Origin of the sequence: Loktanella sp. R86503, assembly GCF_042466455.1 — a bacterium.
Taxonomy (GTDB): Bacteria; Pseudomonadota; Alphaproteobacteria; order Rhodobacterales; family Rhodobacteraceae; genus Loktanella.
Genome location: NZ_JAXHCI010000001.1, coordinates 202,501 through 218,578, shown reverse-complemented (window position 1 = coordinate 218,578; position 16,078 = coordinate 202,501). Strand labels below are relative to the sequence as shown.

11 protein-coding genes and 1 tRNA gene (1 of these 12 cut by a window edge) are annotated in these 16,078 nt (G+C 57.3%); 1 reads left to right on the top strand and 11 read right to left on the bottom strand.

All coding sequences use genetic code 11. The annotated features are described in order from the left end of the window. Positions 1–77: 77 nt before the first annotated feature. The 11 genes from SJY10_RS00830 to SJY10_RS00780 form a co-directional block, all read right to left on the bottom strand. A complete protein-coding gene (locus tag SJY10_RS00830; protein ID WP_386679124.1) occupies positions 78–1,121 on the bottom strand; it encodes a hypothetical protein in 1,044 nt (347 codons plus the stop codon). Between the two features lie 66 nt (positions 1,122–1,187). Further along, positions 1,188–2,657 (bottom strand): glycosyltransferase, encoded by a 1,470-nt coding sequence (locus tag SJY10_RS00825; RefSeq protein ID WP_386679123.1) that lies wholly within the window; start codon positions 2,655–2,657, stop codon positions 1,188–1,190. Between the two features lie 11 nt (positions 2,658–2,668). Continuing rightward, a complete protein-coding gene (locus tag SJY10_RS00820; protein ID WP_386679122.1) occupies positions 2,669–3,988 on the bottom strand; it encodes a nucleotide sugar dehydrogenase in 1,320 nt (439 codons plus the stop codon). Positions 3,989–4,193: 205 nt separating this feature from the next. After that, entirely contained in the window at positions 4,194–4,997 is an 804-nt protein-coding gene (locus tag SJY10_RS00815; RefSeq protein ID WP_386679121.1) for a response regulator transcription factor, read from the bottom strand. A gap of 437 nt (positions 4,998–5,434) precedes the next feature. Next, positions 5,435–6,472 (bottom strand): TRAP transporter substrate-binding protein, encoded by a 1,038-nt coding sequence (locus SJY10_RS00810; protein ID WP_386679120.1) that lies wholly within the window; start codon positions 6,470–6,472, stop codon positions 5,435–5,437. Positions 6,473–6,526: 54 nt separating this feature from the next. Continuing rightward, a complete protein-coding gene (locus tag SJY10_RS00805; protein ID WP_386679119.1) occupies positions 6,527–7,846 on the bottom strand; it encodes a TRAP transporter large permease subunit in 1,320 nt (439 codons plus the stop codon). After that, positions 7,846–8,352 carry a TRAP transporter small permease subunit gene (locus tag SJY10_RS00800; protein ID WP_386679164.1) on the bottom strand — a complete coding sequence of 169 codons (507 nt, stop codon included), beginning with the start codon at positions 8,350–8,352 and terminating at the stop codon, positions 7,846–7,848. Before SJY10_RS00800 ends, SJY10_RS00805 begins: the two co-directional genes overlap by 1 nt. 375 nt (positions 8,353–8,727) lie before the next feature. After that, on the bottom strand, positions 8,728–11,994 hold the full coding sequence (locus SJY10_RS00795; RefSeq protein WP_386679118.1) for an ExeM/NucH family extracellular endonuclease: 3,267 nt from the start codon (positions 11,992–11,994) through the stop codon (positions 8,728–8,730). Positions 11,995–12,385: 391 nt separating this feature from the next. Continuing rightward, positions 12,386–12,459, bottom strand: a tRNA-Cys gene (locus SJY10_RS00790). A gap of 72 nt (positions 12,460–12,531) precedes the next feature. Continuing rightward, positions 12,532–13,464, bottom strand: a complete 933-nt coding sequence (locus SJY10_RS00785; protein ID WP_386679117.1) for an MYG1 family protein — start codon at positions 13,462–13,464, stop codon at positions 12,532–12,534. Between the two features lie 355 nt (positions 13,465–13,819). Then, on the bottom strand, positions 13,820–15,139 hold the full coding sequence (locus tag SJY10_RS00780; RefSeq protein ID WP_386679116.1) for an ATP-binding protein: 1,320 nt from the start codon (positions 15,137–15,139) through the stop codon (positions 13,820–13,822). A gap of 39 nt (positions 15,140–15,178) precedes the next feature. Here SJY10_RS00780 and SJY10_RS00775 point away from each other — a divergent pair, with 39 nt between their 5' ends. After that, positions 15,179–16,078: the 5' portion of an MBL fold metallo-hydrolase gene (locus tag SJY10_RS00775; protein WP_386679115.1), read on the top strand. 9 nt of this gene lie beyond the right edge of the window; the window shows 900 of its 909 coding nt (coding positions 1–900); its start codon is at positions 15,179–15,181; its stop codon lies off the right edge, out of view.

Genomic DNA, 16,078 nt, shown 5'->3' with positions numbered 1-16,078 from the left:
GGGTGGTTCAGGTGAAGGATTGCTTGAAAATCGGGGGTCGAAAAAACTGGATCTGGTAAAATGAGTGGTTGTGAACGTCAGATCTGCAGCTGTTCTGGCAGCAACTGGCGTTGGAACCGCAGGCGCGCGGGCGTGCCGGGCGCAACAGAAACATCGTCGGGAAGGACAATTGTCACCGGCTGCATTTCGGAATTTGTGCCTTCGATTGGCAGCAGTTCGAGCGTGACAGGAACCACTCGGCCATCGGTCAGAACCAGTTCCGCCTGATCGCCTCCTAAAAGACGCGCAGTGCCTTCATAGGAAATCTCTGAGGTGGCGGTGACGCGGGTGTCGTCCGTTGTCAGTTGAACCAGCGCCGCGCCGGGCAGAACGGTGGCCCCGACAGCAAAGGCATCCGTCGCGGTAATGCTGCAATCGCAGGGCATCCGGACGCTAAGCAAATCGCCCGAATTGGCAAGGATCGAATAAATGACATCGCCTTCGGTCGCCTGCGCATCGACGTATGATATCTGACCGGCCGCTGTTGCGCGCAATAGCTGGCCTTCCTGCACGACCTGCACCGGACGCGGTTCGTAGGCATAAACCACCCGTTCCATGATGACATCAGCGGCCAGAAAAACCAGACCGGCGGTCAGCGCCACAACGATGGCCTTGCGGCCGACACGGCCAAGCCGCTGCAGCGGGCTTGGCTTATCCGCGGCGTTGGTGGCCTTTACCTTGACCGGGCCGGTGTAGGACAGCATTCCGGCAATGGATACGACATCACCGGCGATGAAGCTGTTTAACAGATACCGCATGGCCGGCAGATGCTGGCCTGTTGGATTAGCGAAGACAAAGATGACCTCGGCGTCCTCGGAACGACCGGCAACGCCAACGACGACATCAACCGGAAAGCTGACCGTGAAACCTTCTAGGTCAAAGCGCAGAGTGGCAAGAACCTGATGGCCATCAAGGTTGGGGTTCACCAGACCGGTTGCCACCGCGCGGGTCACGGACAGGCTTTCACCTTTCAGCTTGCGCCCCTCAAGTATGATCGCGAACGGAAGCCGGACCTGGGGATGCTCGCCCTCATAGGCGAAGCTGGGCGGCAGCTCTGGAATGTTGGTCTGAGCGTCGGACATCGTGAAGCTCCTGTTCTTGATGGGAAATTAATATGAAATGATCAAGTTAGCGGGGTGGCTAGTGGGTCAGAACATTCCGGCGAACCAGAATAGCCCAAGGGTCAGCCAGCCGATGGTAAGGGCGTGCATATGCAGCGATCCTGCGGCACTAACACGCTGCGCAAAGCTGGGGCGGGGGCCGCTGCTGCTGGATTGACGGGTCCAGCGTTGACGGTCGAGGCGAAAGCAGACGTAGCTTTTGACCAAAGCGCCGAACAGTTGACCGAAATAGAGCAGGAAGGGATAGGTTATCGGAAATCCGGCCCGTCCCCGAAACAAGGTGATAGCCCAGACAAAGCAGTAGCGTGTCAGCATAACCCAGGCGATGTAGACGGGCAGAACGGACAGATCGAAAATCAGGGCGGCGGTTAGCGCAAGGATGGGGCCGGACAGGGTCGTCCAGATCGATACCCGCTGATCAAGGATCGACCACCAGGTAAAAAAGCCGATGCGCGATGGTGGCAGTTGCAGGGCACGGCCATTTGTCCGCATCATATTGCCAAACCAGCGCACCATCAGAACAGAGGCGCTGTCGAAAAATCCGGGTTTTGGTTGTGTTTCGGCTGACAGGGACTGTACGTCTGGCAAATAGATCATCTGATAGCCTTCACGCATCAGCCAGAACCATGTGGACTTGTCGTCGCCGGTCAGAAAATTTACCCGCCCCAGACGCCAATGATCGATGAAATCGGACTGGACCATGGAGATAAAGTCGGGGTCGGTTGCCAGGCTGGCGCGAAACACCGACATGCGACCCGTCAATGTCAGCACCCTTTTAGACAGCCCCATAGAGCACATCATAACCTGCCGCTGGTCGAACCGCAGGCTGAACCAGTCGCGGAACAGCCCCGGCTCCGGGATATCGACAGCCTCGTCGGTCGTCAGCGCACCGACCTTTGGATCGGTGAAAACCGGCGCGGACCGTGCCACCAGATCCAATGGCACACAGCTGTCACCATCGACAAAGATGACGATATCATGAGCCGTCGGAGCCTGGCGCGCGATCAGTTGCAGACTGCGTGCAAGTGCGTCGCGCTTTCCTGTGCCTGGGATCCGGTCAAGGATCAGTTCGACATCCGCATCAGGATGCATCTGGCGGCTTGCTGCGAAAAGCTGCCGGATCAGCCGCTCGTCGGCTCCATCCACGACAGAGGCGACGATTGTCGCGCCATCCTTTGCCGTTTGGGCAGCCTGAAACACCGACCGGTAAACCGGCATCGTGACCTCTGGTTCGATCTTGTAGGACGTCACTAGAAAGAAGGCGCGGCATGGTGTGCCTGCAGCGGCAAACCGATTTTCGGCCAGTGCACGGCGGCGGGGGTGGGCAATGTGCCGGAACACGATGGCGCGGCTATAGTTAAGCGCGGCCCAGCTATAGCGCCACAAGCCAAGGGCACCGACCACCATCGCAGCTTCTTTGGCCTGACCAAGCATGTTTGACGATGCCATGGAAGCCAGCAGGATAATGGTCGACAGATAGGCAAGATGTCCCAGCACGTACCCGGCCCCTACCAGCAAATACCGGCGTAGCTGCCGCCGGACACCTTTGACCGGTCCAGCCGCGCCAGATCAATGACCGGCGTCGTCAGCGCGGCCTGGTTAAGATCTGGCAAGGTTTCTTTGTAAATATTGCCCACGATAATCGCATCGGACCCTGCAATCAGGGTATCCAGATCGCCAACCAAACGGCTTTGCAGGTCGGGAACTGCATCGTTGCCACGCCCGGCCGTCGAATTTGCTTCGGAATAAGCCTCGAAAACAAAGGGGTCGTAGATCTCGACGCCGATGCCAGAGCTGATAAGCCGGCCGGCCAGTTCTGCCAGCGGGCTTTCCCGCATATCGTCGGTGCCTGGCTTGAAGCTGACGCCGATCATGCCGACCTTGCGGGCTTGCGAATGTTCGACCATGGTTTCTGCCCGCTTGATCTGCGCGGAGTTCGCCTCTAGCACGGCATTCAGGACCTGCGCTTCGACACCGTTTTCCTTTGCCAGATGACGCAATGCGCGCACATCCTTGGGCAGGCAGGACCCGCCGAAGGCAAAGCCGGGCCGCATGAAATAAGGCGAGATATTCACCTTTAGGTCCGAACACAGAATTTCCATGACAGTCTGGCCGTCAAGTCCGCAAGATTTCGCGATATTGCCGATTTCATTGGCAAAGGTGACTTTGACGGCGCGCCAGGTATTTGATGTGTATTTTACCATTTCGGCGGTGCGTAAATCGACCGAATGAATCTTGCAATTCAGCGATTCGTTCAGCTCGGTCAAAATCGTTTCCGTGGGGCGGTCCATAGATCCGAAAACGATCAGGCCCGGATCGTAATAGTCCTCGATCGCGGTCGATTCGCGCAGGAATTCCGGATAATAGCCTACGCCAAAACCTTCGCCCGCCACTTTGCCTGATGCCGCTTCCAATGTGGGAATACAGGTGCCTTCGCAGGATCCCGGAACAATCGTGGACCGGATAATGACAGAATGAAATGCATCCTTTTTCGCAAGCGCCGCGCCGATAGCTTCGCAGACGGAAGTGACGTAAACCAGTCCAACCGATCCATCCTCGGCAGAGGGTGTGCCAACGCAGACAAATGACGCCTCGGTGTTATTGATGGCCCATGCGACATCGGATGTTGCGGAAAGTTTTCCAGCCTCGACGACCTTTTTGACCAGCGGGCCAAGACCTTTTTCCACGATCGGGGATTTCGCGGCATTGATCGCGTCAATCTTGCCCTGATCCACGTCGACGGCAATCACATCGTGCCCGTCTTGCGCCAGACATGCGGCCGCAACAACCCCGACGTAGCCAATACCGAATATGCTAATACGCGCCATGATAATTCCTTTAAGTTTCAGTAAATGAACTTCTGGGATCAGCGTGCCGCGGTGCAGAAAAATCAGGTAGTCGGAAACATGCTTACACTTGTAAGGTAAATTACTTTTTAACCAAATTTGTTAATGTAGACAGTGCATTAAAAATAAAATGCGGCGCTGCAGTCATGTGCTGCAACGCCGCATTTTGTTTTCGAAAAGGATCGAATCAGGCAAGCCAACCTTGCGTTAAAGCGTGGTCCAACAGCTCTGCCCGGTTACTTAATCCCAGCTTGTTCAGTGCCCTGCCTTTGTAGGTTTCGACGGTCTTTGCACTGATCTGCAACTCTTTTGCGATCTGTTTCGCAGGCTGACCTTTTGCGGTCAGAATAATGACTGCTCTTTCGCGTTTACTGAGCAAATCATTATTGTTCAGGCTGTCCTGCGCGACAACTTCGTAAAGCAGATGGCCGTAACCGGGATCGAAATACACGCCGCCCGATTGGACCGCCATCAAACCGATTTCCAATTGTTCAAGGTTCGACTGCTTGCCAACACAACCCACAAACTGTGCGCCGATAACGCCGCGCAGAACGGCATCGTCCATCCGGGCTGTATAGCCAAACAGCATTGTCCGCGCCGAAATGGTCCGGACACTGCGCCGGAAATCTTGCAAGTCATGCTGCGGGCTAAGCGACAGCTCTGCCGGGTCAAGAATCAGTATCTTCGGTTGAAGTTTTGCCAAAGTTGCCAGAATTGGGGCGTCGCTATGTGCGCAAGATACACAGTTCAGTTTAAATAGGTCAGACAGATGCCGTGCTAAAACCGCACACATGCCAGAGCTGTTATCAAAAATCAAAATATCAACACTATTTTTTTTCGCATCAGTGGCGATTTCCGGCCGGGTTTCAGTTGAATCCGCGACCCTGGCACGGGTGCCGTTGATCTTTAAATCTTGCTTTTCGTCGGTATTCCTCATTCGAGTTCTCCCGCGGCTGCGCAGCCCTGACTGTCGAAATAGACAGTGGACCAATCGCAGCTATGATTTGTACTAAAAACTGGGCGTCTCTCGACGGCCGATCGTAAAATAAATAGTAAACTACAGAAAAATAGTCGTACCGTTTATGCGTTTAAGTATTGGTGGCCATTGCTGGCAGTCAACATCAACATTGTAACAATTAATCTTTCATCAACCTTTGCCTAAGATGAATCCGGCAAAGATGCAAAATTAAGCAGATTTTTGAAACATTTGCGACGTTCGGCGTCTGCGAAACGACTCGCGCTGCTGCTTGGCTAGGACACATGGAAATTGCGTCGGATGTCCGGAAGGGCTGCTGTGAACCGTTTGATGAACGGATGTAGGCAACCCTTCCGGCCTGACACGATGAACCAGCAAGCAGCGAAGGCCGTAGCCGAAAATGCTGCACAAACCGGGGACCAAAGACCGCTTTGGTCCCCGGCCATGCGACATCAGCCGTAGCGGTAGGGCCGTCCCGCTTTGGACATGGCTTCGTTGTATTGCCGGAAAATCCCGACCACCTTTGCCTTGGTCTCGCTTTCGGCAGCGACTTCGTCCCAGAACGTCTGGGCGGCGGCCTCTACCGTGGCCCATTCTTCGTCTGGAATAGAGGTCAGGTTTGTCTCGGCCCCTTCGACGCGCAGGCGGGCTTCGCCGGCCCAATACCAGTGCTGGCGGTAATAATGGGATTGTTCGAAACAGACGCGCATCAGCTCTTGCAGATGCGGTGGCACTTCGTCCCAGCGTTCCAAATTTGCGAAAAAGTGTCCGATCCAGGCACCAGAAATGTTGTTGGTCAGAAAGTTTGGGGCCAATTTAGCCCAAGAGGCGGTGTAAACTTCGGTGATGCCGGACCATGCGACACCGTCAAGCTCTCCGGTCTGCAGTGCAATCTCGATATCTTCCCATGGCAGGGTGACGGGCACGACGCCGAATTGCGCAAGGAAACGTCCTGCAGTCGGGAAGGTAAAGACGCGTTTGCCTTGCAGATCGGCCAGCGATGTGACCGGATCCTTCATAGAAAAGTGGCAGGGGTCCCAGCTGCCGGCAGAGATATGTTTGACGCCGACCTTGGCGTATTCTTCTTTCCAGATCTCATCCAGGCCATAGTGGTTGAACAGTGCGGGCACGTCCAAAGAATAACGCAGCGCAAGAGGGAAATATCCGCCGAACACAGTAACTTCGGTCGGAGATGCCATGGAATCATCGTCTGACTGCACAGCGTCGATAGTGCCGTTTTGCAAAGCGCGAAACAGTTCCGACGTTGGGACAAGCTGGTCAGCGTAGAACAGCTCGATCTCCATCTGGCCCTGAGCGATGGTGTTGAATGCGTCGACGGCCGGTTTGATCACCTCGGCCCCCAGGGCAGTGCCCGCATAGGTTTGCATCCGCCATTTGATGGGCGTTTGCGCCGTAGCGGCCGGCGCGCCCAGGGTTGTGGCGGCGGCACCAAGGGCACCGGTCGTGATAAACTTGCGTCTAGTCGTCATGGGTCAATCTCCTTGTTGGGATGGGTGCCCCGTTTGCGGGGTCTGGTTATGGCATCACAGCAGCTTTTCCGGCAGCCACAGGGCGATCTGGGGAAAAATCATCACGAGGATGAGCGTGACCAGCATCACAAGGACGAAGGGAAAAACCGACCGATAGATCAGTGTCAGGGTGAAATCCGGGGGGGCCAGCGCGCGCATCAGGAACAGATTGTACCCGAAGGGCGGCGTTAGATATGCGATCTGGCAGGTGATGGTGTAAAGAACGCCGTACCAGATCAGATCAAAGCCAAGCGCTTTGGCCAGCCCGACATAGATCGGAGCGACGATAACCAGCATCGCCGTATCATCCAGAAACATCCCCATAATCAGAAAGCTAAGCTGCATCAGGATCAGGATTTGCCAAGGCGTCAGGCCAAGGTCCTGCACAAACAGATTTTCGATTGCGCGTCCTGCACCAAGTCCGTCAAAGACCGCGCCAAATGACAGGGCTGCCATGATGATCAGCATGAACATCACGGTAATCGCCAGCGTATTGCGGGTGGCCGTTTCGAATACGTCGCGGGTAAAGCGGCCTTTTAAAACAGCAGCAATAACAGAGGTCAGCGCCCCGATGACGGATGCTTCGGTCAGGCTGGTCCAGCCTTTAATGAAAGGAACCATCATGGCGGCAAAGATAATAATGGGAAGCAAGGCAGCGCGCAGCAAACGGATACGCTCGGCCCATGTAATTTCGGCCCGTTCTTCGGCAGACATGGCGGGGGCCAGCGACGGGTTCAGGCGGCAGCGCACAACGATATAAATGACGAAAAGCGTCGCCATCAGCAGGCCCGGCATCAACCCCGCTAACCACAACTGGCTGACCGGTTGGCGGGCGATCTGCGCAAATAGCACAAGCACGACCGATGGCGGGATCAGGATGCCAAGGCTTGAACCGCCTTGGATCACCCCTGAAATCATCAGCTTGTCATAGTTCCGCTTCAGCAGCTCCGGCAGGGCGATGGTGGCCCCGATGGCCATTCCGGCGACAGACAGGCCATTCATGGCCGAAATCATCACCATCAGCATGATGGTTCCGATGGCCAGCCCGCCGGGCAGGGGGCCGAACCAGACGTAAAACATTTTGTACAGGTCCTCGGCCAGGCGGCTTTCGGACATGACGTATCCCATGAAAATGAACATCGGCAGCGTCAGCAGCGCGTTCCATTTCATCAGCTTCATGATGGACGAAAACCCCATGTCGGACCCGCCCGGCCCCCACAGCAGGATTGCGGCGACAACGGCCACGAAACCAATGGCTCCGAACACCCGCTGCCCTGTCAGCATCATCAGCAGCATTGTCGAAAACATCAGGGCTGCGATCATTTCGTATGACATTACAGCGCCTTTCCGCGCCAGATGGCGACGTCGCGGATCAGGTGGGCGACGGCTTGCAGGATCATCAGCACGAAGCTGGCGCAAATTATGGTCTTGATCGGCCACAGATAAGGGCGCCACGCCGTTGGCGCCCGTTCCGAGGTCGCAAAGGAATAGGCGGTGCTGCCAAGCGCGCCATAAAGCATTACGCCAAGGTAAAAGATCAGCACAAAGACCGTGATCGCATCCCAAATCGCTTTTTTGCGCGGGCTTTGCCGCGCATAAAGCAGGTCCATTCGAACGTTAGTATCAAGTTGGAACGTGTAGGGAGCGCCAAGCAGATAATAGGCGACCAGGATAAACTGCGCCATTTCCAACGTCCAAAGCGCGGGGACATTCGCCACCTTGGTAACAGAAGACCACAAGAGCACGCCCATCATGGCGAATAGCAGATACATGGCAAAGCGCCCGACACGGTAATTCAGTGCCTCGACATAGCGGACATAGGCGCTGGCCCATTTCGGCATCATAAATCGCTTGCCCCGCATGCAATTTTCCCCGGCCGGGCAATTTTGGGCAGGACAATTTGCAGATGTGACATGGAAGCCGGGCCTTTCTGGTGCGTGCCACCAGAGCGTCAGTCGCGCAGGTCATGACCGTCAAGATTCAAGCCGGCAAAGTGTGCGAAATGAAATGGAATATGCCGGACGATTAGGCAGATGCCTAGTTTATAGCATTTTTGCTAAATGCCCGCTTTTTAGGATGCGCAACGGCGAGCAAACTCAGGCCGGTGACAGTTTGAACCGCTGGCAATTGATCGCATGCCCGGCCTCGCTTTGTCGCTCCGGCAAACGCAAAAGGCCCCGCCGCGATGGCGGGGCCTTTCAAGCGATGATACGGGATCAGGCGACTTGCAGATCCATGTAATTCCCCAAATCAAGGCCGATCAGCAGCGGATCGTGGTCGGATGCTGAATAGGGATCATCGCCATTGAACCATGCCGGATCGGTAAATTCGGACGAATAGCCAAGAATGCTGGGCTCAAGCGAATTGATGTGCCATTCGGTAATGCCGGTCACTTGTCCGGTCAGCGAACTGCTTGCCAGCGCCTGATCCAACGCGCCGCGTTGCCCGTCGAAGGTATAGCTGAACGCATCTTCGCCGATCAGGCTGGACAGCAGGCTGGTATAGCCCGCGTCTTCGATGGCCTGCACCGGGTCTTCTGCGCCGTAAGCATTCAAATCGCCAATGATCAGATAGTCGGTGTCGCCGGATCCGAAAGGATCGGACGCCAGCCACTGCGTCAACTGGATCGCCGCATCGGTGCGGGTCCCGTTAAAGGCACCCTGACCGTCGCCCAGATCGGCATCGTCGCCCGTGCCAGAACCACCTTTGGATTTGAAATGATTGACGGCAATGGTGATTTGCTCGCCGTTGGTATCTTCGAACAAGGCGGCGACGGTTGGGCGGTTCTGCTGGGATTCGCCTTCGGGAGTGTAATCAAGAATACCAGAGTTCACGACGCTGACGGCATCCGTGCGATAGATCAGTCCCGTCGTAATGGCATCAGTGCCGATCAGTCCCCCCGTGCCGGTCGGGTCAACAAAGGCATAAACAGCGCTGCCAGCCCGGGTGTTCAGGGCATCCACAAGTGTTGCAATGGCAGAGGCGTCACCAAAGCCGTTGTTTTCCAGCTCTTGCAGGCCGATGATGTCCGAATCCAGTGCGGTGATCGCCGTGACGAGTTTATCCGTCTGCCGGGCAAAATCTTCTGCCGTTTGCGCGCCGCGCGCGTTGGAATCGTCCTGACCCAGCGTGGTAAAGTAATTCAGCGTATTGACGCTGGCCACTTGCAGCGTGCCGCCGACATCAGCCGGTGCGGCTTCGCGGGCACCATTGTTGGTGGCCTCATCAATTTGCAGCACGCCGTCGGCAATCAGTTTGTATTCGCCAAAGCTGTAGCTCATCACGCCGGTCACTGGCGCTGTGATTTCTGCCCCGATCCGCAGGGTGCCGCCGGCGCTCAGGTCATCGCCGATATCCAGATACCCGTTGCCATTATCGCCATCGGTGGTGTTGGGGATATAGGCAAATCCTGTCGGATTCTGCGCTGCAACACCGTCATCAATCGTCAGGCGGTTCGCAGCGTTGGCTGCCTGCAGAGCGGAAATTTCGCTTGCCTGCGTTTGCGCGTCGTAAATTTGCGTAGGCTGATACTGGGCCCCTTCGGACACGACGATTTCGCCATACCGGCCAAGCTCGAATGTCTCGATCACCTGCAAGGGGGCATCTTCGGTGCCGATATCAAGCGAAACGCGCATGCCCTCGACAGCTTCCAGGGCATCATCCGTGGCAAATGGCAGCGATAGCTCTGCCGCGGTCGGCAACTGGGCAAGGGGGCCGACAAGTTCAAAGGTTTGGGCATTGATCTGGGTGGCGTTGAAGTATTCCGACACCTCGCCAACCACCGTCACGCCGTAGGATACCGTGACATTTGGCGTGTCGCCGGTGAACACAAAGATACCTTCAGAGGTCGCGGCGTTCCCATCCGCGTCGCTATCCTCTTCTTGTATGTAAAAGCCGTTTTCCGCGACCATCGTGACCACAGCCGTGACGCTGACGGTTTGGCCCACGTATGCACTGGCGCTGCCGCTCCCTTGAACCGTCGAAATCAGCGTTGTGCCATCGGGCAGGGGCGGCGGCGTGTCGGTGTCATCATCGTTCGCGGCATCGCGCGTCGCGGTCACCGGTCCCGTCCAGCTGCCATCTTCCTGCCGCTGCAAGGACAAGCCGGCTGCATCGCTGCCATTTTCCGAAACACCAATATCGACAGAGGTCATGCCCGCAGCCGGACCATTGGTGGCCGTCATCTCGCCCTCGTAGGACAGAAACTCGACCACAGCGCCGCTGGCGTCGACCAAGGCAACCCCGTCCGGGGACCCGTTCTGGATGCCGACCGCATCGACAGAAAAATATCCCTGACCCGACGTGCCGGACAATCCGCCATCCAGCCGGATCGTCGCATAGCTTGCACCGCCATTGCCGTTGTACAGAACCAGGCTCCAGCCGGTCAGGTCAGTCCCGGCGGCACCTGCCACCTCGATGAATTCGCCGGTGTCTGCACCGGCATTGTCATAGTGGATCTCGTTCACGAAAACGCTGGGCTGCGCGGTGTCTTCTACATCCGTGACGGTCACCGCGATGTCAGATGTCGCCGACAACCCACCGGTATCGGTCGCGGTAATGGCAATCTGATAGACATTGTCGCCATCCTGATCGACCGGTGCTTCGAAATCGGGATTGTCGGCAAAGGCGACCTCACCGGTTGCCGGATCAATCACAAACAGCGCCGCGTCGGCACCCGAAATGGTATAGGTCAGCAGATCGCCGTCCACATCCGCGCCGGTAGCCGTCAGAACCGCAGTGCTGTTTTCGAAAACCATGACGTCGGTCAAATCCAGCGTGGGCGCATCGTTGACACCAGTCACGGTAATCGTGACGGTCGCAGTATCAACACTGCCGCGCCCGTCCGTCACGGTATAACGAAGCGTAGTTGTCGCAACCTCGCCTTCGGCCAGGTGATCAAAGGCACCAGCGGCATCATAGGAAATCGTGCCATCCGGCTGCAGCGTCGCTGTGCCCGTAAGGTCAGAGGTGTCGATCCCACTGATCTGCAGGTTGTCGCCGTCAAAGTCGAAATCGTTGTCATCCAGCCCGGTCAGTACGGTGCCGACGTTCGCCGCCACGCTGGCTGCATCACCCCGCGCCAAGACGGCATTGTTGCCTCCGGTCAGATCGGCGGTGTAATCGTCCGCCGCAAAATAAAGCCGCTCTACGCTGCGCAGGGTGTCGGTGTCGCCTGCGCCGTCTGTGATTTTGGCCTGCGCCGCACTGAACCCGCGAGCCGGTTTGAACGAAATTGTATAATTTTCGACACCGCCTTCATAAATTGCGGTATCCGTTCCGGCACCGCCAAATATGGTATCGCTGCCCGCAGCCCCTAGAATTGTATCATTTCCGAACCCGCCAAAAACCAGATCCCGGCCCGCGCCGGCATCAATGATGTCATTATCAAATCCGCCAAAAATCACGTCGTTGCTTGCAGTGCCGTCAATAACGTCGGGGCCGAAGCCGCCAAAAAAGAAGCCGATCTTGAATGCTTTTGCCATAACCTGTTGCTCCTGCGGGCTGAGATTTTTCCACCTGATTAAAAATCAGCATAGTTTTTATGACAAACGATGCATGACGTAGGGGTAACTTGGCGAAGAAACCGGCAAATCCTGATCTATGCTGATCTACCAAGCAAAACCTGCCGCAATATTGCTACCTGCGATGTGTTAGCCTGAATGCAAAGATAAGATTGCGCAGCTTACGCATAGCAGGCTTCGTTCAATTGCATCACGCTGCCACGCGCCTTGCGATTCCGTTCACTATGCAATCCGGGATGAATGCTGTCGCGCAAATCGTATTCATCAATGCAAGGTGCCGCAAACGCGCCAGCACATCATAATTTGTCGCAAAAGAGACAAAGTGTGAAAGGCGCAAGAATTACGAAAAATCTGGAGGCGAGTACCGGAATCGAACCGGTCTACACGGATTTGCAATCCGCTGCGTAACCTCTCCGCCAACTCGCCGCCGGGTTTGGGTCTTGTGTGGTGTGACCTATGGTTTTCGGCGGTCAGGTGCAAGTGTTTTTCGTCTGGTGTTTACAAGCCGTCCGCTTCGGCCTGGCTGACCGCAAGGTCGGCCATCGCACGGATGGCGTCATAAGAAGAGGCGGCGGCGATGAAGCGGCCGTTGTGGCAGAATTTGGCACCGGGCACACCGCTGGCTTTTTCCAGGGCCGTGCCCGTCAGGCCGGCCCAAGCGGCAGGAAGGTCGGCACGCAATTCGAAACTGTTCGGGTCCTTGGAAATTCCGCCAAGGGTCCAGTCGCCTTCGCCGCGGGGGGTAATGACGAAAAGCAGTTGATCAGCGCCGGCCTTAATGACGGCGGGCCGGAATGGCATGCCCATGGGCAATTCCAGCACACGACCTGTGCCGGCAGCCGCAATTGCAGTCATGACCATGTCATCGGCGCGCAGGCCCGCGGCGCTGCGGGCGACGCGGGCTTCGAGGAAGGCGCGGGCGATGTCGAGGGCGGCGTGAAAGGCAGCCATGTCGGCCTCTGGTCCGCCTTGATCGAATACGGGTTTGAGCGTTTCAAGCAGGCTTGGCAGGATCATGCCTGACAAAGGACCCGCCACAGAAGGGTTCACGGCGCCGTTGTCCAGCAGATCAATCGGCAGCACGAAGCCTGCGTCGATTTTCGCGTGGACGGTTTCGATGTCATGCGCAGGAACGTCGTGGGCGGCAAGGTAATCGCGGCCAAGGTGTTTCCAGACCAGCCCGAACGAGCTGAACGGCTGGCCATCGTCCCGCAGCGGTGCGTCACGCTGGTGGTGGTCGAACAGGCGCAAGTCTGGATCATAACCGCCGCCCACGTCATAGACGACACGGTCGGGGCCAGGGGTGATCCATTCCGGATCTCGGCTGCGGATGATCTGCGCCTGGGGGTAAATGCGCGTCAGCACAACGCTCGACATCAGCTCGTCCGCGTGAAACCCGCCAGAGTGAGTGACCAGATATGATGTCGACATGCTGCGCTCGCTTTTCGTGTGTAACTCTCTGAAACCTTAAAATGTGGCAACTTCAACTCGAAATGGCGCATTTTTCATGGCGCGCGTCATATTTGGCACCCGAAATGGGGGAGGCGGGGCGATGGGCCGATGCCGCAGGGTGGGCGAAAAATACATTTCATAAAAGCAATGTTTCGCATGCGATACATATTATGTAAAAGAATCGTTTTCTCTGACAATGGGTTAGGATCGGGTTGCCTGTGCGGACCTTGCGAAAGCGTTGCCAATTGCGGCGCCGCAGTCAAAGGGTAATAGAGCTAAATAAAGCGCATCGTTTTTCCGGTGTCGGTTAGACTTTCGCGGGCCGGAATATCCGTCACCGCGCTATGACGAGTTCGGCTTTAAGCCCGCCAAGCGTTTCACTGCTGGTCAGTCTAAGCACACCGCCGTGACTGCGGGCGATATCGGCAACGATGGCAAGGCCAAGACCTACGCCGGCCCCTTTGTCCTGATTGCGCGCCGCATCGAGGCGGGTGAAGGGACGAATTGCATCATCATGCTGATCTGCGGGAATGCCGGGGCCGTCGTCTTCGACGACGTAGCGGATAGCGCGGTCGGTGACGTGAACTGCGATATGGGCCTTTTTGCCATAACGCAGGGCATTGCCGACAAGGTTGTCCAATGCGCGGCGTATGGCTGCGGGGCGCAGGGGCATGAGAACCTCGGGGCCGCTGCCCGGTTGCAGGGCGACGGCCAGACCGATGCGGGTAAAGTCGGCAACCAGATCGCGGGCAATCCCCGCGGGGTCAACCTTTTCCAAGGCGTCGGCGGCATCCGAGCGGGCAAAATCGAGAAAGCTGTCCAAGAGGCGCTGCATTTCGTCGACATCGCGCGTCAACGGTTCTGCTTCTTCGTCGTCCAGCAGTGACAGGCCAAGTCGAAGGCGGGTCAGGGGGGTGCGCAAGTCGTGGCTGACGCCCGACAGCATCATGGTGCGTTGCTGGATCTGCCGTTCCAGCCGATTGCGCATATCAAGGAAGGCCATGCCAGCGGCGCGCACCTCTGTAGCGCCGCCGGGATGGTAGGGCGTGATCCTGCCTTTGCCGTAATCGGTAGCGGCACGGGCCATGCGGGTAATCGGGCGCAGCTGGTTACGCAGAAAGATATAAGAGATTGCCGTCAGCACGGCACCAAGCACCACCATAATGACCAGTAACTGATGCGGGTTCGAGGCAGAAAGGCGCGTGCGAGAGATATCGACCGACATCGGACCCTGCTGTGTATCGATCCAGACCGTGACGCGGCGACGGTCCATCATAGAGACAGCCTTGATCTGCGGCACAGCCTCTTGCAGGCGCAGCGCAACGGTGCGGCCGGTCAGATCAAGCCATTCGCGGTCGTTACCAACATCGGGAATGTCGGCAGGCCATGACACTGCAAGTTCCAGCGGGTCGGCCACCGCATCTACCGACGCAATTGCGGCGGTGCGGTCTGGGGCCGCATCGGCCAGATCGCGCAAATAGCGCAGGTCGATGGCGACGGCCGCTGTCATTTGGCGGGTGACGCCTTCGAAATGGCGCTGGATAAAGACAACTGATACCAGCAGCTGCAAGCTGAGGACGGGCAGGATCAGGATGATCAGTGCGCGGGTATATAGACCGCGCGGCATGTAGCGTTTGAGCCATTGGAAGAACATGTGCATGATCCTAGCGAAGGTGCAGCAGAAGGCAAAGCGATGGATAAGTTTGACCCCAAGCCGGGTGTGGTAGAGCAGATCGCGCCGCAGTTGCGCCGCATCCTGGCCCCTAATCCATCCGCAATGACGTGGCGCGGCACGAATAGCTATCTGTTAGGGCAGGGGCGGGTCACTGTTATTGACCCCGGGCCCGACGACGCAGCACATCTGGCCGCGTTGTTGCAAGCCACCAGCGGCGAAATTGTTAGTCATATCGTGGTCACCCATTCGCATCTGGACCATTCGCCGTTGGCAGCACGACTTGCGGCGCAGACCGGCGCGCAGGTGTGGGCCTTTGGCGATTCATCCTCTGGCCGGTCGGCAGTGATGCAAGAGCTTGTCGCACAAGGATATGATGGCGGCGGCGAAGGGGTCGACCTGCATTTTGCGCCTGACAGGATTGTCGGTGATGGCGATGTCATCGATACGCCCGCAGGGCCCCTGCATGTGCTGCACACGCCGGGGCATATGGGTAATCATATCTGCCTGCGTTGGGGCGATGCGGTGTTTTCCGGTGATCTGGTCATGGGGTGGGCAACATCGCTGGTATCGCCCCCCGACGGCGATATCAGCGACTTTCTGGCGTCTTGTGCGCGGTTGCGCGGCGAAGGTGCGGCCGTGCTATATCCCGGACACGGTGCACCGGTCGGCGAGCCAGCTGCGCGGATCGATTGGCTGATCGCCCACAGGATAGAGCGACGGTCACAGGTGCTGGCTGCGCTGGATGTCCCGCGTGATGTCAGCGGGCTGACAGCTGCGATCTATACAGATGTGGCACCGGCGCTTTGGCCGATTGCAGCGCGCAATGTCTTCGCGCAATTGATCGAACTGGTCGGTGCCGGGTTGGTTACGGCGCAGCCCGCTTTGACGCCGGACGCCACCTTTGTGCGGCTGCCCTGC